Source organism: Croceibacterium soli (genome assembly GCF_009828065.1).
Lineage (GTDB): Bacteria > Pseudomonadota > Alphaproteobacteria > Sphingomonadales > Sphingomonadaceae > Croceibacterium_B > Croceibacterium_B soli.
On the sequence record NZ_WTYK01000001.1, the window covers coordinates 477,672 to 496,974 of the forward strand.

Here is a 19,303-nt window from a genome sequence, read left to right on the forward strand (position 1 = left end):
CCCCGCTGCGACTAGGTTCGCCTGCGGCTCACCAAGTCTCGCTGCCCCTCCTCTGAAGAGGAGGGGCGAACTTGGGTTTAGCCCGCATCCGAGTGGCCGACTTCGTCGACGCTGTTGAACTCGGTGGCGCGGGTCTGGGAGGCTGGGTGGCTGCCGGTCTGCAGGTACTCGATCGCGTCGCGTGCGATCGGGGAGAGGTGCGAGTGGTCGTCGGCGAAGATTGCCGCCTTCATCCGCGGGTCCCAGAACTGGTAGATGTGGTCGGCAGTTGCCAGCACGGCTTTCTCGTGGCCCATGGCCGCGAAATTGCGTGCGATGTCGCCGGCCATGCGCCGCAGCGTTTCGACGGTGGAGCTCATTCGGCGGGCTCCATCGCCGTGTCGATGCGGCGCGAACGTTCGGCGAGGTCAGCGTAGTCTTCCTGCCACTCGCTCGGGCCGTTGCTCGGCATGACCTGGACGGCGGTGACCTTGTACTCGGGACAGTTGGTCGCCCAGTCGGAGAAGTCGGTGGTGACGACGTTGGCCTGGGTCGAGGGGTGGTGGAACGTGGTGTAGACCACGCCCGGCGCCACCCGGTCGGTGACCAGGACCCGCAGCGTCGTTTCGCCGGTGCGGCTGGCGAGCTTGGCCCAGTCGCCGGTCTTGAAGCCGCGGTTCTCGGCGTCGGTCGGGTGCATTTCCAGCACGTCCTCATCATGCCAGACGACGTTGTCGGTGCGCCGCGTCTGCGCGCCGACGTTGTACTGGCTGAGGATGCGGCCGGTGGTCAGCAGCAGCGGATAGCGCGGGCCGGTCTTCTCGTCGGTGGGCACGTATTCGGTGACCACGAACTTGCCCTTGCCGCTGGCGAAGCCTTCGACGTGCATGACCGGGGAGCCTTGCGGGAACTTCTCGTTCACCGGCCACTGGACCGAGCCGATCTCGTTCAACCGCTCCCACGAAAGGCCGGCGAAGCTCGGCGTCAGGCGGGCGATCTCTTCGATGATCTGGCTGGGGTGGGTGTAGTTCCAGTTCGCGCCGACGGCGTTGGCGAGCATCTGGGTGACCTGCCAGTCCTCGTAACCGTTAGCCGGCTCCATCACCTTGCGGACCGGCTGGATGCGGCGCTCGGCATTGGTGAAGGTGCCGTTCTTCTCCAGGAAGGTCGAGCCCGGCAGGAACACGTGCGCGTAGTTCGCGGTCTCGTTGAGGAACAGGTCATGCACGATGACCAGCTCCATCGCCTCGAGCCCGGCGGCAACGTGCCTGGTGTTCGGGTCGGACTGGAGAATGTCCTCGCCCTGGATGTAGATCGCCCGGAAGCTGCCGTCGACGGCCGCGTCGAGCATGTTCGGAATGCGCAGGCCTGGCTCGGTGTCGAGCGTGACGCCCCAGTCCTTCTCGAACACGGAGCGGGTTTCCGCGTCGTGGATGTGGCGATAGCCGGGCAGTTCGTGCGGGAAGCTGCCCATGTCGCAGGCGCCCTGCACGTTGTTCTGGCCGCGCAGCGGGTTCACGCCCACGCCGGGGCGGCCGATGTTGCCGGTGGCCATCGCCAGGTTGGCGATCGTCATCACCGTGGAGCTGCCCTGGCTGTGCTCGGTGACGCCGAGGCCGTAGTAGATGGCGCCGTTGCCGCCGGTGGCGTAAAGACGCGCGGCCTCGCGGACCGTCTGCGCAGGCACGCAGGTGACGGCCTCGAGGAACTCCGGGCTGTTGCGCTCGAGCGAGACGAACCGGGCCCAGTCGTCGAACTCGTCCCAGTCGCAGCGTTCGCGGATGAACTTCTCGTCGTAGAGCTTCTCGGTGACGATGACGTGCGCGAGGCTGGTCATCACCGCGACGTTCGTGCCCGGCTGGAGCGGCAGGTGGTGGGCCGCTTCGATGTGCGGCGATCGGACCAGGTCGATCCGGCGCGGATCGATCACGATCAGCTTGGCGCCCTGGCGCAGGCGGCGCTTCATGCGGCTGGCGAACACGGGGTGCGCGTCGGTCGGGTTGGCGCCGATCACCATGATCACGTCGGCGTCCATCACGGAATCGAAGTCCTGCGTGCCGGCGCTGGTGCCGAAGGTGGTTTTCAGGCCGTAACCGGTCGGCGAGTGGCAGACGCGGGCACAGGTATCGACGTTGTTCGCGCCGAACACGCTGCGCACGAGCTTCTGGACGAGGTAGGTTTCCTCGTTGGTGCAGCGGCTGGAGGTGATGCCGCCCAGCGCGCGGGCGCCGTGGCGGGCCTTGATGTCGTTGATCTTGCCGGCGGTGTAGCCGAGCGCTTCTTCCCAGCTGACTTCGCGCCAGGGCTGGTCGATCGAATCGCGGATCATCGGCCTGGTGATGCGGTCCTTGTGGTTGGCATAGCCATAGGCGAAGCGGCCCTTGACGCAGCTGTGGCCACGGTTGGCCTTGCCGTCCTTCCACGGCACCATGCGGACGAGCTGCTCGCCGCGCATCTCGGCGCGGAAGGTGCAGCCGACGCCGCAATAGGCGCAAGTGGTGACCACGGCCTTCTCCGGCCGGCCGATCGCCTTGACGCTCTTTTCCTGCAGCGTGGCGGTGGGGCAGGCCTGGACGCAGGCGCCGCAGCTCACGCACTCGCTGGCGAGGAAGTTGTCCTCATCCTGCCCGGCCGAGACCATGGAGGCAAAGCCGCGGCCGTCGATCGTCAGCGCGAAAGTGCCCTGCACTTCGTCGCACGCGCGAACGCAGCGGCTGCAGACGATGCACTTGCTCGGATCGAAATCGAAGTAAGGGTTCGAATGGTCGGTCGGCAGGGCGAGGTGGTTGTCGCCCTCATAGCCGTAGCGCACGTCGCGCAGGCCGACGTTGGCGGCCTGTTCCTGCAGCTCGCAGTCGTTGTTGGCGGAGCAGGTCAGGCAGTCGAGCGGGTGGTCGGAGATGTAGAGCTCCATGACGCCGCGGCGCAGCTTCTCGAGCCGCGGGGTCTGGGTCTTGACGACCATGCCCGGCATGACCGGGGTGGTGCACGATGCGGGCGTGCCGCGCGCGCCTTCGATCTCGACCAGGCACAGGCGGCAGGAGCCAAAGGCCTTCATGTTGTCGGTGGCGCAGAGCTTGGGGATGTCGCCGCCGGTCTCGGCCGCGGCGCGCATCACGCTCGTGCCGGCCGGCACGGTCACTTCGCGCCCGTCGATCGTCAGCGTCACCTGTTCGGCGGACTGGGACTCGGGAGTCCCGAAATCCTTCTGGCGTTCAAATCCCATCACGTCGCTCCATCGCGGCCAGATCGGCCGGGGTATTGATATTAACAGATTTCGTGGGCGTTTTCACCGCCCGCGCACCGAGCGCCTCGGCGAAGGCCAGCATCGAGTGCCGGCCGGTTCCTTCGAGAATACGCTCGATCGTGTCCGTTGCTCCCACCGGCCAGTGGCCGACGACCGGCTGGTCTTCGAGGTAGGCCGGAGCCGGGGAGAGTAGGTCGAGCAGGTTGTCCGGCAGGTTAACCGAATCCACGCCGCAAGTGAGCACGGTCTCGTAACCTTCGTCCTGCGCCAGGTGCAGGCCGGCGGCGATGCCGGCGAGCGGCCCCATGCCGGCGTGCGGCCAGTCGGGAATGCAGCGCCCGGGCCCGCGCTCGCGCCCGGCGATGACGACGAGTTCGCAATGCCCGGTGAGCAGGTCGAAGGCCCGCGCGAGCAGGGTGTGCCCACCCAGCTCGGCGAGCGCCTTGTCGCTGCCGAAGCGGGTCGACTGACCGCCTGCGAGGACTATGCCGAGGATCATGCGCGCGTCGTCCCGGACTCGATCCGGGACTGCTGGCCGCTGGGTGCGAGCCTCGTTTGGCGGACCAGGAGGGCAGCGATCCCGGCTTTCGCCGGGATGACGGGGAACTGGATCACTCTGCTGCCTCCGCTTCGCGATCGGCGCGGCCGGTGAAGTCTTCCGGCCAGTTCTTCAGTGCGCTCATCACCGGGAACGGCGTGAAGCCGCCAAGGGCGCAGAGGCTGCCGAACTTCATCGTTTCGCACAAGTCGGTCAGCAGGCCGATTTCCTGTTCCTGGCTGCGGCCGTGCTTGGGCGCGTTGTGCATGACCGCCGTGCGCTCGATGTGGTCGGCCGTGCGGCCGCCGGTGCGGATGCGGTCGATGAGCTCGACGCCGCGCACCGCGCCGATGCGGCATGGGGTGCACTTGCCGCAGCTTTCCGCCGCGCAGAACTCCATCGCGAAGCGGGCCATCGCGCCCATGTCGGCGCTGTCGTCGAACACGGTGATGCCGCCATGGCCGATCAGGGCGTCGGCTTCGGTGTATTCCTCGTAATCGAAGCGGATGTCGAACTGGTCGGGGTGGAGATAGGCGCCCAGCGGGCCGCCGACCTGCACGGCCTTGACCGGGCGGCCGCTCTCGGTGCCGCCGCCGATGTCGTAGATCAGCTCCTTCAGCGTGATGCCGAAGCCGGTTTCGAACAGGCCGCCGTGCTTGAGGTTCCCGGCGAGCTGAATCGGCATCGTGCCTTTGGATCGGCCCATGCCCAGCGTGCCGTAGTGCCCTGCCCCCCCTTCGACGAGGATGTGCGGCACGGCGGCAAGGGTGAGCACGTTGTTGACCACCGTCGGCTTGCCGAACAGCCCTTCGAGCGCGGGCAGCGGCGGCTTGGCGCGGACTTCGCCGCGCTTGCCTTCGAGGCTGTTGAGCAGCGAGGTTTCCTCACCGCAGACATAGGCGCCCGCGCCGACGCGCACTTCGACCTGGAACGGCGCGACGATGCCGGCGCTCAGTTCCACTGCGCGTTCCAGCTTGCGGATCGCGTCGGGGTATTCGCTGCGCAGGTAGACGTAGCCGCGGTCTGCGCCGACAGCCTCGCCGGCGATCGCCATGCCTTCGATCAGCATGAAGGGATCGCCTTCGATCAGCATGCGGTCGGCGAACGTGCCGCTGTCGCCTTCGTCGGCGTTGCAGACGATGTACTTCTGCGGGCCGGAGGCCTTGGCCACGGTCTGCCACTTGATGCCTGCCGGGAAGCCCGCGCCGCCGCGGCCGCGCAGGCCGGATGCGGTGACTTCCTCGAGGATCTGGGCGCTGCCGATCTGGCGCGCGCGGCGGAGGCCTGCCCAGCCGCCGGTCGCCTCGTAGTCCTGCAGGTTCAGCGGACGGGTCTTGCCGGCGCGGGCGAACGTCAGGCGCTGCTGGCGGGCGATGAAGGGGTGCTGCTCGATCGCGCCAATGGCGATCTCCGCTGCGCCGCCTTCGAGGATGTCGTCGACGTCTTCCAGCGTCGCCGGGCCCCAACCTTTCCCATCAATCTCGACCAGCGGCTCGAGCCAGTGCATGCCCCAACTGCTGGTGCGGTGCACTTCGTGGCCCTTGCGCTCGAAAGCGCGGGCCAGCTCGTCGGCGCCCATGGCGCGGGCGAGGGCATCGTCGGATATTTTAATGATCATCACGCGTTCTCGATAACTTGGGCGAGGGCCGGGCCGTCAAGGCGAGCGTGGAGCCGGTCGCCGACGCGGGCCGCGGGGCCGGCGCTGCACAGGCCCAGGCAGTAGACGGTCGTCAGCTTGACCCGCTCGCCGGCAGCGGCAGTGGCGGCATCCATGATCTGCTCGACGCCGCGGGCCTTGCAGGCCTCGGCACGGCAGATCTGCACGACGGGGCGCAGGTCGGGCTTGTCGAGGAAGTCGTGGTAGAAGCTGACCACCCCGTGCACGTCGGCGCGGGAGAGGTTGAGGCCGTTGGCGATTAGGGCTTCGCTATCGGCGTCGACGCAGCCGAACTCCTCCTGCACGGCGTGCAGGATCGGCAGCAACGGCCCTTCCCGGTGACGGTGTTCGGCGATGATCTCGCCGATCTTTTCCAACTTGCTGCTCACTTTTTCAGTCTTTCGGCATGCCAGGCAATGTGGTCGTCGATGAAGCTGGAAACGAAGAAGTAGGAGTGGTCGTACCCCTCCTGCATCCGGATCGTCGCGGGCATGTTCGCCGCGGCGCAGGCTGCTTCCAGCAAGTGCGTCTTCAATTGTTCGTCGAGGAAGTTGTCGGCGCGGCCCTGGTCGACCAGCAGGTCGGGCAGGCGCGCGCCGTCCTCGATCAGCGCGCAGGCATCGTACTCCCGCCAGGCCGAGCGGTCATCCCCGATGTAGCCGGTCAGGGCCTTTTCGCCCCACGGGCAGTTCAGCGGGCTGACGATCGGCGCGAAGGCGCTGGTCGAGCGGAAGCGGCCCGGGTTGCGCAGGGATATCGTCAGCGCGCCGTGGCCGCCCATCGAGTGGCCGGAGATGCCCTGGCGGTCCATGTCGACCGGGAAGGCCTCGGCGATCAGCGCGGGCAGTTCCTGCTCGATATAGCTGCGCATGCGGAAGTGCTGGGCCCAGGGATCCTGCGTGGCGTCGACGTAGAAGCCGGCGCCCTTGCCGAAGTCGTAAGCCTCGTCGTCCGGTACGTCCTCCCCGCGCGGGCTGGTGTCCGGGCCGACGAGGATGATGCCGTGCTCGGCGCAGGCGCGCTTGTACTCGCACTTTTCCATCGCGTTGGCGTGGGTGCAGGTAAGGCCGGAAAGCCACCACAGCACCGGCAGCTTCGCGCCCGGCGCGTGATCGGGCACATAGACCTGGAAGGTCATCGGCGTGCCGGTGACGGAGGACTCATGGGTGTAGACACCCTGGGTCCCGCCGAAGCACCTGGACTTGCTGACTGTTTCCGCTGTCATCCGACTTCCTGTTCCGCGTCTACGTTCGTGGTGAAGGCACACAGCTTGTTGCCTACAGGATCGCGCAGGTAGGCACCGTAGAGCTTCGCATCGGGCATGTCGCGCCGGCCCGGCGCACCTTCATCGCTACCGCCGTTGGCGAGCCCCGCCTGGTGCCATGCGTCCACAGCCGCCGGCTCCGGTGCGGCCAGGCCGATCGTGCCGCCGTTGGCGTGGGTCGCAGGCCCGCCGTCTGCCGGACGGCCGACGGAGAAGAACCCGCTTCCGTACGATCCATAATACGCCCGCTCACCCATCCGGTTGCCCGGGATGCCGAGCGCGGCGAACGTCGCGTCATAGAACGCGATGGATTTTTCCGGCTCGTTGCACCCGATAACGATGTGGGTGAACACCGCGGCTTATGCCTTGGGGCCGACGTTCGGCGTGAAGACGCAGATCTTGTTGCCGTCCGGATCGCGCAGGTACGCGCCGTACATGTTGCCGGGGGAGGTCTCGCGGAAGCCGGGCTGGCCTTCGCAAGTGCCGCCGGCGGCGAGGCCGGCTTCGTGCCAGGCATCGACCGTGGCATAGTCCGCTGCCTTGAGGCCGAGGGTGTGGCCGTTCGACACGGTCGCTTCTTCGCCGTTGGCCGGCTTGGCCACGATCAGCGAGCCCTGCTCGGTCGGATAGACGGTACCGTGCGGCAGCGGGTGGCCGGCATGGCCGAGCTTGCCCATCGTGGCATCGTAGAACGCGCGGCTCTTCTCGATGTCGTTGGTGCCGAGGAATACGTGGTTGAACATGGGAATCTCCTCTCATGGTCCGGCTGCGGGCCGGAGCTTGTCTCATCGCATAGCTGAAAACTTCGGACTTGTGAAAGCCTGAAACGCAATGGCTACACCAATCCTCCCCGGGACGGGGAGGGGGACCGCCCGCGTAGCGGGTGGTGGAGGGGGCTCTTGGCCCGGACGAACGGCTGAGCCAGGCCTCGCCCCCTCCGTCAGCGCTTCGCGCTGCCACCTCCCCCTCCGGGGGAGGATTTGGCAACTCCCTCAGATCCTCCCCTTCGAGGGGAGGTGGCAGCCCGCAGGGCTGACGGAGGGGTGTAATCGCTAGCGTGGACACCCCTCCACCACCGCCTTCGGCGGCGGTCCCCCTCCCCGTCCCGGGGAGGATCTTCATTGCATCGAACCCCTTAGAAGACCACCACGCTGCGGATGCTCTCGCCGGAGTGCATGAGATCGAAGCCTTTGTTGATCTCCTCGAGCGTGAGCACGTGGGTGATCATCGGGTCGATCTCGATCTTGCCGTTCATGTACCAGTCGACGATCTTCGGCACGTCGGTGCGGCCCTTGGCACCGCCGAACGCCGTGCCGCGCCAGTTGCGCCCCGTCACGAGCTGGAACGGACGGGTGGCGATCTCCTTGCCGGCTTCGGCCACGCCGATCACGATCGAGGTGCCCCAGCCGCGGTGGCAGCATTCCAGCGCGGTGCGCATGACTTCGGTGTTGCCGGTGCAGTCGAAGGTGTAGTCCGCGCCGCCGTCGGTCATCTCGACCACTTTGGCGACGATCTCGTCGCGGCTCATGCCCTTTGTGTTGAGGAAGTCGGTCATGCCGAACTTGCGGCCCCATTCCTCGCGGTCGGAATTGATGTCGATGCCGATGATCTTGCCGGCGCCGGCCAGCCGCGCGCCCTGGATCACGTTGAGGCCGATCCCGCCGAGGCCGAACACGACCACGTTGTCGCCGACCTGGACTTTGGCGGTGTTGACCACCGCGCCAACGCCCGTGGTCACGCCGCAGCCGATGTAGCAGCTCGTCTGGAACGGTGCGTCCTCGCGGATCTTCGCCACCGCGATTTCCGGCAGCACGGTGAAGTTCGAGAAGGTCGAGCAGCCCATGTAGTGGAAGACCTGCTGGCCTTTGTACGAGAAGCGGCTGGTGCCGTCAGGCATCAGACCCTTGCCCTGGGTCGCGCGGATCGCGGTGCACAGGTTGGTCTTGCCCGAAAGGCACGACTTACACTGGCGGCATTCCGGCGTGTAGAGCGGGATCACGTGATCGCCCGGCACGACCGAGGTGACGCCCGGGCCGACTTCGCGCACGATCCCGGCGCCCTCGTGGCCGAGGACCGAGGGGAAGATGCCTTCGGAATCCAGCCCGTCGAGCGTGTAGGCGTCGGTGTGGCAGATGCCGGTGGCCATGATCTCGACCAGCACTTCGCCGGCCTTCGGCCCTTCGAGATCGAGCTCGACGATCTCAAGCGGCTTCTTGGCTTCGAACGCTACGGCTGCACGGGTCTTCATCTCTGGTCCTCTTTGAAATGCTTGCGGCGAGCAGGTGGGCCGATGACCCGCCCGCTCGCCGCTTTTAGTGGCTAGGCCGCGATGCGGTCCGCGGCGCCCGCGGGCAGCGGGTTCTGTTCGGCCTCTTCGTAGTCCGGATCGCGCATCGGCAGCATGAAGAGCAAGCCGGCGCCGACGATCGCACCGACCGCCATGATCGCGGACACGGCGAACAGTTCCTCGTTGCCGAGCCAGACGAACAGGAAGCCGGCGATGATCGGCGAGCCCGCCGCACCGGCGCGGCCGACGCCGAGCACGAAGCCGGTGCCGGTGGCGCGGGCATAGGCCGGGAAGCCCCGGGCGAAGGCGGCGTAGTAGCCGACGATGGCTGCGTTGAGGAAGAACATCGTCAGGAACGTGGCCGCGCGCCAGCCCCACAGCGTGTCGCTGCCGATGCCGAACGCGGCGACCGCCAGCGAGCCGAGCACGGCCACGGCGATGGTCGGCCCCTTGATGTCCCACTTCTTGAGCAGGAACCCGAATAGCGCGCCGCCGATGGCGCCGCCGATGTTGGCCCAGGTCAGGGTGCTCGCCGCTTCCGGCTGGCTGAAGCCGCTGTCGGAGACGATCTGCACGGCGAACTTGAGGATGTAGTAGAACGTGATGGTGTGGAACAGGTAGCCGAACGCCAGCAGCAGGGTGACCGGGCGCAGGCGCGGGTTCGACAGGATGTCGGTGACCTTCGGCTTGCGCGCCGTCGGCGAGATTTCCGGCAGCTTGTCAATCGGCGGCTGGCGCAGCGCGCGCAGCGAGCGATTGATCTTCTCGACCGCACCGTTCGGGCGCCGGGCGGCGTAGAAGGCCGGCGTCTCCGGCACGAGCAGCATGACCAGCGGGATCATCACCGCGGTGACGATGGCGCCGAACAGGAATACGGCGCGCCAGTCGTAGTCGACCAGGAGCCAGCTCTGCGCGGCGAAGCCGCCGATCACGCCGCCGACCGGATAGCCGATCACGTAGAGCGACATGGCGAGGCCGCGATCGGCCTTGCTGGAGCTTTCCGCGGTGACCGCGTTGGTGGCGGCGAGCATGCCGCCGATGCCGAGGCCGGTGATGAAGCGCCAGACGGTCAGGGTCCACACGTCGTTGGCGGCGTGGGCCATGTACATGCCGCCGGCCATGACCACGAGGCAGAAGAGCATCGCCGGCTTGCGGCCCAGCTTGTCCGCCATGCCGCCGAGGATGACCGATCCGAAGCCCATGCCGACCAGCTCGGCCGAGAGGACGATGCCCAGCTCGGACCGGGGAATGCCCCACTCTTCCGAGATGCCGGGCGCGGCGAAGGCGCTCGACAGCACGTCGAACCCGTCGAGCGCGTTCAGCAGAACCATGATCGCGACGACCAGCCACTGCCGCCAGCTCATCCGGTTTTCGTCGATCACCTTGATGGGGTTGGTGCCCACTATCGGTCCGGCCATGTCTTAGCGTCCTCTCTTTTCCGCGGCCTCATTCGTGGATTCGCGAAAGCATTTCCACCAATTTCTCGATTTCGGCGGGGGTGAAGCGGCCTTTCAGCCAGGCTTCGTGCTGGGAGATGCAGGTCTTCGCCTTGTCCAGCGCCATCCGGCCGTCGTCGGTAAGATAAAGCGCCTGCTTGCGCCCGTCGATTTCCGAGCGCTCGCGGCGAATGTACTCGCGGGCCTGCAGGCGGTTGACGATGGTCATCGTCGTCGCCCGGTCCATCTGCAAGTGCTGGCCGACGTCGATCTGGGCGATGCCGGGACGGTCGTCCACCAGCCACAGGACCGAAACCTGCTTCTGCGTCAGCCCAAGGTCGGAGAATGTCTCGGTGAAGTGGCGGTAGACCGCGACATGCGCCAGCCGGATGTGGAAGCCCACGATGTCGGTCAGGGCGCCGATCTTCTCGTCGCTCGCGTGGTTCAAAGCTGCCGCTGGCACAACCCGTATCCCCATCCCCGCAGGTCGTTCCCTGCTTGCGTAATCGTTAGTGGAGCATACAATCCCGCGCAAGGAGAGGACGCGACGAATGGCCCAGTTTCCCAATACCCCCAGCTTCACCGGATTCAACACGCCCAGCAGGATCGAGGCGGACATCGCCGACCTGCAGCACACGGGGGAAATCCCCAAGGAGCTGAACGGCGCGTTCTACCGCGTGCAGCCCGACCCGCAGTTCCCGCCGCGGCTGGCCGACGACATCTCGTTCAACGGAGACGGGATGATCAGCCGCTTCCATTTCCACGACGGGCAGTGCGACTTCCGCCAGCGCTGGGCGCGGACCGACAAATGGAAGCTGGAGAACGCGGCAGGCAAGGCGCTGTTCGGCGCCTATCGCAACCCGCTGACCGACGATCCGAGCGTGCAGGGGCAGATCCGCGGGACGGCCAACACCAATGCCTTCCTGTTCGGCGGCAAGCTGTGGGCGCTGAAGGAAGACTCCCCGGCGCTTGTGATGGACCCGGCGAGCATGGAGACCGCCGGTTACGAGAAGTTCGGCGGCAAGATGACCGGCCAGACTTTCACCGCGCACCCGAAGGTCGATCCGAACACCGGCAACATGATCGCCATCGGCTATGCCGCCAGCGGCCTGTGCTCCGACGACGTGACCTATTACGAGATCAGCCCGGAGGGCGAGCTCATCCGCGAGAAGTGGTTCAAGGTTCCCTACTACTGCATGATGCACGACTTCGGGATCACCGAAGACTACCTGATCCTGCACATCGTGCCTTCGATCGGAAGCTGGGAACGGCTGGAGCAAGGCAAGCCGCACTTCGGCTTCGATACCTCGCAGCCGGTCTACCTAGGCGTGATCCCGCGGCGCGACGACCTGAAGCAGGAGGATATCCGCTGGTTCAAGCGCGACAACTGCTTCGCCAGCCACGTGCTCAATGCCTGGCAGGAAGGGACCAAGATCCACTTCCTCACGCCGGAAGCCAAGAACAACATGTTCCCGTTCTTCCCGGATGTGAACGATGCCCCGTTCAACCCGATGGAAGCGGCCAGCTACCTGACCGACTGGACGGTGGACCTCGCCTCCAACGGCGAGGAGTTCGACAGCGTCACGCGCCTGACGGACACCGTCGCCGAATTCCCCCGGATCGACGACCGCTTCGCCGGCCGTAAGACCCGCTACGGCTGGATGCTGGAGATGGACATGCGCCGCCCGAACGAGATGAAGGGCGGCAGCGCCGGCGGCATGCTGATGAACTGCCTGTTCCTCAAGGATCTCGAGACCGGGGCAGAGCAGCACTGGTGGGCCGGGCCGACCAGCACCCTGCAGGAACCCTGCTTCATCCCGCGCAGCAAGACCGCGCCGGAAGGTGACGGCTGGATCGTCCAGGTCTGCAACCGCCTGGCGGAGCACCGCAGCGACGTCCTGTTGTTCGATGCGCTGGAGATCGAGAAGGGCCCGATCGCGACGATCCAGGTGCCGATCCGTCTGCGCTTCGGCCTGCACGGCAACTTCGCGCCGGCCGAGGAGATCGGGCTGGCGGCGTGACGCGCGAACGCCAGCCGCCGGAGTGCTGGCTCACCGACATGGACGGTGTGCTGGTGCGGGAAGGAACCGCCATTCCCGGTGCGGCCGAGTTCATCGCCCGGCTGATCGAGAAGGATCGGCGGTTCCTGGTCCTGACCAACAACTCGATCTACACTCCGCGCGATCTCGCCGCGCGGCTAGCGCTCGCCGGGCTGCACGTGCCGGAGCAGTCGATCTGGACTAGCGCGCTCGCCACTGCGGCGTTCCTCGACAGCCAGCAGCCGGCGGGCACGGCGTTCGTGATCGGCGAGGCGGGGCTCACCACGGCGCTGCACGACGTCGGCTACACGCTGACCGACGTCGATCCCGACTACGTCGTGATCGGGGAGCTGCGCAGCTATTCGTTCGAGGCGATCACCAAGGCGATCCGGCTGGTTCAGTCCGGCGCGCGGTTCATCGCCACCAATCCTGACGTCACCTCGCCCTCGGCGGAAGGGCCGCTGCCGGCCACCGGCGCGGTCGCCGCGATGATCACCGCTGCCACGGGCGCGCTGCCTTACTCGGTCGGCAAGCCCAACCCGATGATGTTCCGTAGCGCGATGAACCGGATCGAAGCCCACGCCCAGTCGACGGTGATGATCGGCGACCGGATGGATACCGACGTGGTCGCCGGGATCGAGGCGGGGCTGGAGACGATCCTGGTCCTCACCGGCTCGACCGCCGCGGAGGAGGTCGCCCGGTTCCCCTACCTCCCCAACCGGGTGCTCGGATCCATCGCAGAGGTCGTCGAGCTGGTCTGAGCCACCGCCTGCCGCGATCCCTGCCCGGCTGGTCCCAAGGCGGGGTTCCGCTATCCGGGCGAACTGCGTAGCTGGCCCGGGCGCAGGGGTGGGCAGGAGACTGGACGGTGAACTTGCACCCCGCCGCTGGCGACAGCGCATCGATTTTTCGCCTCTCTCGGCTGGAGGACGGCGCCAGCGAGGCGCTTCGGCAGCGCGACTTGCAATATCTCCGCGCGAGCGGGCTGGCGCAGACGCGGCTTCAGCTCGCCGTGCTGACCGGCGATCGCCGCCGGGCGCTCGAGCAAATCGACCGCCTCGTCGCGATCGACAAGCAACTGGAGCGGCTGGCGCTCGGGCAACCTGTTGCCGGGGCCGCCGATGTCGAGGCGGACCTGACCGACCAGCGCCTGGCGATCGCCACCGAGAAGCTGGCGCTCACGTCGGGCATCGCGATGCCGCGGCTGGAGCCGGCGTTCGCCTCCGGGCCGGCCCTGTCGGCCGTACCGGAGGAAGACGAAGATATCGTCGAGCACGAAGCTCTGAAGAACCGCCTGTTCCACATCCTGCTGTGGGGGTTAGGCTTCATCCTCCTGTGCCTCGGCGTCACCGCCGCCGTGCTCGTGCAGTTCTAGCAACACCCGGCAAGCCCCAAAAATCCTCCCCCTCTGGGGGAGGTGGCAGCGCGTAGCGCTGACGGTGGGGGTCTGGCCTGGCTCGACCGATCGTCCAGGCCAGGCCCCCTCCACCACCCGCTTCGCGGGCGGTCCCCCTCCCCCAGAGGGGGAGGATTGGGGAGGGTTCTTACTTCTTCGCCTGCACGATGTAGGTGGCGAGTGCGGCGATTTCGGCGTCGGTCATCTGGCCGGCGAAGCCGGGCATCGCGCCGCGTCCGTTGGTGACGATGTCGATCACGTAGGTCCGCGTCAGGGCGGCGTTGCCGTCGAGCGCGGGGCCGATCTGGCCGCCGCCGCCGGCGTCCTCAAGCGTGTGGCATGCGCCGCAGGAGTACGCGTTGAACAGCCCGCGTCCTTCCTCCCTGTCGGCCGCGCTGAGGCTGGCCTGCTGGGGTGCGGGCGCGGCAGCGGACGGGCGAGCAGCCGCAGCCGGCGCGCGCGCAACTGCGGGAGCCGCCGCAACCGGCTCCGCGTCGGGGATGATCGACGGAGGAGAGCCTTGCGCCGGAGCATGGGCGGCCGCGATCGAGGGGCCGGTCGCCGGCGGCGGGGGAACCGGTGCGGGGCGCTGCGGGCCGCTCGTCATGGCGCCGGTGGAGATGCCCGTCTGCATGGCGGCGCTGGCTGTGCCCATGCGGGGGGCGGCTTGTTGCGTGCTCTCGGCAGCGACGGCGGCTTCGGCGGCGCCGCCCGCTGCGGGCTCGCCGGTCGCGGTGCAGCCCGAGAGGGCAATCGCCAGCGAAGCCGCGGCGAGCGCGGTGCGTGTGTACGGGGTCAAGTCAGCTCTCCTGGGTTCGGGTCAGGCCGCGATGGCTTGCCTGGCGTCGGCCAGGACCATGTCGGCGCCCTTCTCGGCAATCATGATGGTCGGCGCGTTGGTGTTGCCGGAGCTGATCTTGGGCATGACCGATGCGTCGATCACGCGCAGGCCCTCGACCCCGCGCACGCGCATCTGCGGGTCGAGCGGATAGCGCTCGTCGCCCATCGCGACGGTCCCCACCGCGTGGTACAGCGTGCCGCCGGCGACCTTGGCATAACCGAGCATCTCCTCGTCGGTCTTCCCGAAGGGATCGCCCGGCGCCTTGAGGTATGGCTGAAGCGCGGGCTGCTGCCAGATCTTGCGGATCAGCTTGAGCTGGTCGACGACGCTCTGCCGGTCCAGCGGATCGCTCAGGTAGTTGGGCACGATCTTCGGCGCGACCATCGCGTCGGCGGACTTCGCGTGGATCGATCCGCGCGATTCCGGGCGCAGCTGGCAGGGGTTGGAGGCGAGGCCCGGTTCCTTGTCGAGCCGCAAGCCCTGGTGCTGGTTGAGGTATTCGAGATCCATCGAGGCGGCCATGACGTGGATCTGCACGTCGGGAAACTGCAGCTCGTCGCGGGTCTTCACGAAGGCGCAACCGTGAGCCACCGCGTAGGACAGCAGGCCCTTGCGGGCGATGCCGTACTTGGCGATCTCCCCCAACAGCCGCACGCCGCGACTGAGCTGGTTGATCGAATGATGCGGCTCCTTGAGGTAGGTCTGGCAGCCGATCATGTAGTGGTCCTGCATGTTCTCGCCGACCATCGGCGCCTCGTGCACGACCTCGATGCCGAGCTCCTTCAGCAGGACGCTCTGGCCGATGCCGGAGATCTCCAGCAGCTTGGGGCTCTCGACCGCGCCGGCGGCCAGGATCACTTCGCGCGCGGCCATCACGCGGCGGGTTTGCCCGTGCTGGGTGAACTCCACGCCGACGGCCTTCTTGCCTTCGAACAGGATGCGGGTGGTCATCGCCCGCGTCTCGACCAGCAGGTTGGGGCGCTTCATCGCCGGGTGGAGATAGGCGACGGCGGCCGAGTGGCGGCGGCCGTTCTTTGCGGTGAGCTGGAAGAAGCTGACCCCTTCCTGGTTGCCGTCGTTGAGATCGGGCTTGTACGGAATGCCCGCCTCAACACAGGCTTCGACAATCGCGGCGGAGACCGGGTGCTCTTCGGGGAAGTCGCAGACGTTCAGCGGGCCGCCGGCGCCGTGGAAGTCGTCCTCGCCGCGTTCCTGGTGCTGGCTCTTGCGGAAGTACGGCAGGACCTCGTCCCAGCTCCACCCGCGCGCGCCCATCTGCGCCCAGCCGTCATAGTCGGCGGACTGCCCGCGGACGTAGAGCATTCCGTTGATCGAGGACGAACCGCCGAGCACCTTCCCCTTCGGCCACTTGTGCTTGCGGCCGCCGGAGCCCTCGTCGACTTCCGTCTCGTAGAGCCAGTTGACCTTGGGATCGTTCAGCGTCTTGCCGAAGCCGATCGGGGTGTGGATCATCACGTTGGAGACGAACTGGCCCGGCTCCTTGAGCGGCCGGTCGTCGCCGCCTGCTTCCAGCAGCACGACTTTGTGCTCGCCGCTTTCGCTCAGCCGCGCGGCCAGCACGCAGCCCGCGCTGCCCGCGCCCACGATGACATAGTCCGCAAATAAATCCGCCGCCAACTTTCTACTCCTCTCACCGGTGCCTCGCGCAACTTTGGCGCGATTCGCTTGCCCGGCACGCTAGAGTCCTTACCCTGTCGGGTCACTGAAAACATGGCGGGAGAGCAGCGTGATCAAGCCCGAGCTTGAGTTTGTCTATGAGGCCGGCGGGGAACTGGACGCGCCGCGGGAGATCGGCAAAGTGGTCGACGGCACGCGCCGGATCATCCCGATCAGGGATGGCGGCTATGTGAAGGGGCCGCTGATTTCCGGTAAGCTGATGGGCAATTCGGCCGACTGGCAGCTCACTCGCGCCGACGGCGTGACGGTGGCGGACGCGATGTATGCGATCGAAACGGACGACGGCACGCTGATCCAGATCCGCAACAAGGGCCTGCGCCACGGCCCGCCCGAAGTGATGGACCGCCTCCGCCGCGGCGAGGACGTCGATCCGGGCGAATACTACTTCCGCACCGTGCCGGAATTCATCGCGCCCGAGGGGCCATACGATTGGCTCAACAAGTCGATCTTCGTCTGCGCCGGGGCGCGCTACGCGAGCAGCATCAAGCTGTGGGTCTGGCGGGTGACGTGAATCCGATCCGCTCCTGCGAAGAGGTGGCGTAGGCTGTGCCTGCCGGCAGGCGCCTGTGCCGGCGGTTACATGGACCCTGAAACGAGTTCAGGGTGACGAGTGTGAGTTCAGGGTGACGATGAGGGGAGGGCAGCCCGAAAAGCCTCGTCATCCTGAACTTGTTTCAGGATCCATCTCGCCTCAGGATGAAGTGCTGGCGGAGGCGCATGTCCGTCCCTCCTCGCACTCTCGGGCTCTCAGAACGCCGAGCCAGCAGCCGAAGTCAGCGCGATCACCGGCAGGAAGCCGATCAGGGTGGCGGCCACGAACGGCGCGGTGCGCAGTGGCGAGAGGGCGCAGCCGGCGGTGACCACGAAATGCGGCGCGCCGACGAGGCGCAGGCCGAGGACGTAGAGGAAGCCGCCTTTCTCGAGGTGCGTCTCAAACTTCGCGATGCGGCTGCCGAACCTGTTCTTCACCCGGTGTTGCATCAGGTGCCGGGTGACGAGGAACAGCGCTTGGCTGCCGAGCAAGGCGCCCGCGCTGACCACCAGCACTCCCTGCCATCCGCCAAGCAGCGCGCCGGACGACATCGACAGCGGCACGATCATCCCGGGCACGCAGAAGGCGATGAGCGTGGCCGTCAGCCCGAACAGCGCCAGCGCGAGCAGGAGCTCGCTTTGCAGGAGTGCGTTCAGGGGGGAGAGGAATTCAAGGACCATCGGGGACAACGTGTGACTGCACAGAGGCTAAGCGCAGTCGGCCCCGCGAGGTTCCCCGCCGCGCGGCTCAGGCGATGCGCAAGTCCAGCAGCGTCGGCCCTTCGGCGGCGAAGCTCCATCGCAGTGCTTCGTCGAGGGCTTCGACTGTGTCGGCTAGGCGGGCCTCGACGCCGTGGCCTTCGGCCAGCTTGACGAAGTCGAGCCCGGTGAGGTCGCAGCCCGGCACGAAGTTCATTCCGAACTCGCCGGAGAAGCCTGTAAGCGCGGCATAGGCGGCGTTGTTGAGGATGACGAAGCTGACGTTGGCGTTCTCCGCCCGGGCCGCGAACAGGCCCTGGATCGTGTACATCGCCGCGCCGTCACCCAGGATGGCGATGACTTTGTCGTTCTGCGCCAGCGCTACGCCGATCGCGCCGGGAAGCGAGTAGCCGAGCCCGCCGCTGGCGCAGGAATAGAACCCGCCTTCACGGATGATCGGCAGCGTGTCGTGCTCCGGCCCGCGGGCTGTGGGCGCTTCCTCGACGACGATCGCCTGCTCCGGGCGCAGCGCGGCGATACGCTTGAGCACGTAAGCGGCGGTCATCGCCGGCTCCGGGTCCTTGAGCATGTGGCGGGTGCCGGCGAACGTCCGCTCGCGAACGCGGGTGGCAAGTTCGGCCAGCCCGTGCGCCACGTCGCCCAGCACCCCGGTTCCGCCCGGCATGGCGGCGAGCTGTTGCGGGTCCTCGCTCAGTGCCATCAGCCGGGCATGCGCCGGCCAGTGCGGGCCGCTGCCTTCGACGTGATAGGTGAACACCGGCGCCCCGGCGACGAGGATCGCGTCGTGCGGGGCGAGGAGCCCGCGGATCTGATCGCGCCATGCAGGCAGGAAACCGGCGAACTGCGGGTGATCCTCGGGGAACGTCTCGCGGGCGTTGTAGGGTGCGGTCCACACGCTGGCGCCGCAGCGTTCGGCCAGGGCGATGGCGGCATCCCAGCCGCCGCTGTTGGCGCAGCCGGTGCCGATCACCAGCGCCGGGTTCTCCGCCGCGTCGAGCATGGCCGCGATCTTCGCCAGACCGTCGGGGTGCGGCGGCGTGCGCAGGGAGAAGTCCGGCAGCGCGGGCATCTCGCACTCCCGGTCCCAGTCGTCGACCGGGATCGAGACGTAGCACGGCCCCATCGGCGGCGTCAGCGCGGTCATGAACGCGCGGATCAGCGCCAGCGGCACGTCCTCCGCCCGCGCCGGCTCGACCGAGTACTTGACGTAAGGGCGCGGGAATTCGCTGGCCCGTTCGTTGTAGAGGAACGGGTCGTACGGCAGAATGCTGCGCGCCTGCTGCCCGGCCGTCACCACGATCGGGGCGTTGTTGCGGAAGGCGGTGAACAGGTTGCCGAGCGCGTGGCCGGTGCCGGCGGCGCTGTGCAGGTTGACCAGCGCCGGCTTGCCCGAGGCGCGGGCATACCCGTCGGCCATGCCGACCACCACCGCCTCGTTCAGCCCCATCACGTAAGGGAACGGCATCGCCTTGAGCATCGGCAGTTCGGTGCTGCCGGGATTGCCGAACAGCATGTCGACGCCGAAGTGCTGGAAGACTGCGAAGGCGGCTTCACGAACGGTGGGCATAAGGCGAGGTCTCACATGGTCTGAATGCGCAGCCGCATGGGACTGCTTCGGGCCCGGCGGGCAATCACGGCACCCATTGCGCAAGGCGTGCCGTGTAGGAAAG

The 19,303-nt window shown here is 67.3% G+C and carries 19 protein-coding genes; 4 read left to right on the forward strand and 15 right to left on the reverse strand.

Annotated elements, in window-relative coordinates; all coding sequences use genetic code 11:
- Positions 1-77 precede the first annotated feature (77 nt).
- The 11 genes from GRI75_RS02270 to GRI75_RS02320 all read right to left on the reverse strand — a co-directional run bounded on the left by GRI75_RS02270 (position 78) and on the right by GRI75_RS02320 (position 10,856).
- Entirely contained in the window at positions 78-359 is a 282-nt protein-coding gene (locus GRI75_RS02270; protein WP_235911114.1) for a formate dehydrogenase subunit delta, read from the reverse strand.
- Positions 356-3,205, reverse strand: coding sequence for a formate dehydrogenase subunit alpha (gene fdhF / locus GRI75_RS02275; RefSeq protein WP_160745302.1), 2,850 nt, complete (start codon positions 3,203-3,205; stop codon positions 356-358). Before fdhF ends, GRI75_RS02270 begins: the two co-directional genes overlap by 4 nt.
- Positions 3,195-3,725 (reverse strand): molybdenum cofactor guanylyltransferase, encoded by a 531-nt coding sequence (locus GRI75_RS02280; protein ID WP_160745303.1) that lies wholly within the window; start codon positions 3,723-3,725, stop codon positions 3,195-3,197. The genes fdhF and GRI75_RS02280 overlap by 11 nt, the downstream gene beginning before the upstream one ends.
- A 112-nt stretch (positions 3,726-3,837) precedes the next feature.
- On the reverse strand, positions 3,838-5,382 hold the full coding sequence (locus GRI75_RS02285) for an NADH-ubiquinone oxidoreductase-F iron-sulfur binding region domain-containing protein (RefSeq protein WP_160745521.1): 1,545 nt from the start codon (positions 5,380-5,382) through the stop codon (positions 3,838-3,840).
- The gene (locus GRI75_RS02290; RefSeq protein ID WP_328597909.1) at positions 5,382-5,810 is read right to left on the reverse strand and encodes an NAD(P)H-dependent oxidoreductase subunit E; all 429 of its coding nucleotides are present in this window, start codon (positions 5,808-5,810) and stop codon (positions 5,382-5,384) included. Before GRI75_RS02290 ends, GRI75_RS02285 begins: the two co-directional genes overlap by 1 nt.
- Positions 5,807-6,646 (reverse strand): S-formylglutathione hydrolase, encoded by an 840-nt coding sequence (gene fghA, locus GRI75_RS02295; RefSeq protein ID WP_160745304.1) that lies wholly within the window; start codon positions 6,644-6,646, stop codon positions 5,807-5,809. Before fghA ends, GRI75_RS02290 begins: the two co-directional genes overlap by 4 nt.
- Positions 6,643-7,038 carry a VOC family protein gene (locus GRI75_RS02300; RefSeq protein ID WP_160745305.1) on the reverse strand — a complete coding sequence of 132 codons (396 nt, stop codon included), beginning with the start codon at positions 7,036-7,038 and terminating at the stop codon, positions 6,643-6,645. Before GRI75_RS02300 ends, fghA begins: the two co-directional genes overlap by 4 nt.
- A gap of 6 nt (positions 7,039-7,044) precedes the next feature.
- Entirely contained in the window at positions 7,045-7,428 is a 384-nt protein-coding gene (locus GRI75_RS02305) for a VOC family protein (protein WP_160745306.1), read from the reverse strand.
- Positions 7,429-7,820: 392 nt separating this feature from the next.
- Positions 7,821-8,933 carry an S-(hydroxymethyl)glutathione dehydrogenase/class III alcohol dehydrogenase gene (locus GRI75_RS02310; protein ID WP_160745307.1) on the reverse strand — a complete coding sequence of 371 codons (1,113 nt, stop codon included), beginning with the start codon at positions 8,931-8,933 and terminating at the stop codon, positions 7,821-7,823.
- Between the two features lie 71 nt (positions 8,934-9,004).
- Positions 9,005-10,390, reverse strand: a complete 1,386-nt coding sequence (locus GRI75_RS02315; protein ID WP_160745308.1) for an MFS transporter — start codon at positions 10,388-10,390, stop codon at positions 9,005-9,007.
- A 28-nt stretch (positions 10,391-10,418) separates the two neighbouring features.
- Positions 10,419-10,856 (reverse strand): MarR family winged helix-turn-helix transcriptional regulator, encoded by a 438-nt coding sequence (locus tag GRI75_RS02320; RefSeq protein ID WP_235911116.1) that lies wholly within the window; start codon positions 10,854-10,856, stop codon positions 10,419-10,421.
- A 103-nt stretch (positions 10,857-10,959) separates the two neighbouring features.
- Here GRI75_RS02320 and GRI75_RS02325 point away from each other — a divergent pair, with 103 nt between their 5' ends.
- The 3 genes from GRI75_RS02325 (at position 10,960) to GRI75_RS02335 (ending at position 13,822) form a co-directional block, all read left to right on the forward strand.
- The gene (locus GRI75_RS02325) at positions 10,960-12,429 is read left to right on the forward strand and encodes a carotenoid oxygenase family protein (RefSeq protein WP_160745310.1); all 1,470 of its coding nucleotides are present in this window, start codon (positions 10,960-10,962) and stop codon (positions 12,427-12,429) included.
- Positions 12,426-13,208, forward strand: coding sequence for an HAD-IIA family hydrolase (locus GRI75_RS02330; RefSeq protein ID WP_328597910.1), 783 nt, complete (start codon positions 12,426-12,428; stop codon positions 13,206-13,208). Before GRI75_RS02325 ends, GRI75_RS02330 begins: the two co-directional genes overlap by 4 nt.
- Positions 13,209-13,315: 107 nt before the next feature.
- Entirely contained in the window at positions 13,316-13,822 is a 507-nt protein-coding gene (locus GRI75_RS02335; RefSeq protein WP_160745311.1) for a hypothetical protein, read from the forward strand.
- A 169-nt stretch (positions 13,823-13,991) separates the two neighbouring features.
- Here the strand turns inward: GRI75_RS02335 and GRI75_RS02340 are convergent, their stop codons facing one another.
- Both GRI75_RS02340 and GRI75_RS02345 read right to left on the reverse strand, forming a co-directional pair.
- The gene (locus GRI75_RS02340) at positions 13,992-14,642 is read right to left on the reverse strand and encodes a cytochrome c (RefSeq protein ID WP_160745312.1); all 651 of its coding nucleotides are present in this window, start codon (positions 14,640-14,642) and stop codon (positions 13,992-13,994) included.
- A 21-nt stretch (positions 14,643-14,663) separates the two neighbouring features.
- The gene (locus tag GRI75_RS02345) at positions 14,664-16,322 is read right to left on the reverse strand and encodes a GMC family oxidoreductase (protein WP_160745313.1); all 1,659 of its coding nucleotides are present in this window, start codon (positions 16,320-16,322) and stop codon (positions 14,664-14,666) included.
- 109 nt (positions 16,323-16,431) lie between these two features.
- Between GRI75_RS02345 and GRI75_RS02350 the strand changes: the two genes are divergently transcribed.
- A complete protein-coding gene (locus GRI75_RS02350) occupies positions 16,432-16,893 on the forward strand; it encodes a DUF3237 domain-containing protein (protein ID WP_160745314.1) in 462 nt (153 codons plus the stop codon).
- A gap of 236 nt (positions 16,894-17,129) precedes the next feature.
- Here the strand turns inward: GRI75_RS02350 and GRI75_RS02355 are convergent, their stop codons facing one another.
- Both GRI75_RS02355 and mdlC read right to left on the reverse strand, forming a co-directional pair.
- The gene (locus GRI75_RS02355; protein WP_160745315.1) at positions 17,130-17,594 is read right to left on the reverse strand and encodes a TVP38/TMEM64 family protein; all 465 of its coding nucleotides are present in this window, start codon (positions 17,592-17,594) and stop codon (positions 17,130-17,132) included.
- Between the two features lie 67 nt (positions 17,595-17,661).
- Positions 17,662-19,200 carry a benzoylformate decarboxylase gene (mdlC, locus tag GRI75_RS02360; protein ID WP_160745316.1) on the reverse strand — a complete coding sequence of 513 codons (1,539 nt, stop codon included), beginning with the start codon at positions 19,198-19,200 and terminating at the stop codon, positions 17,662-17,664.
- Positions 19,201-19,303: the final 103 nt, after the last annotated feature.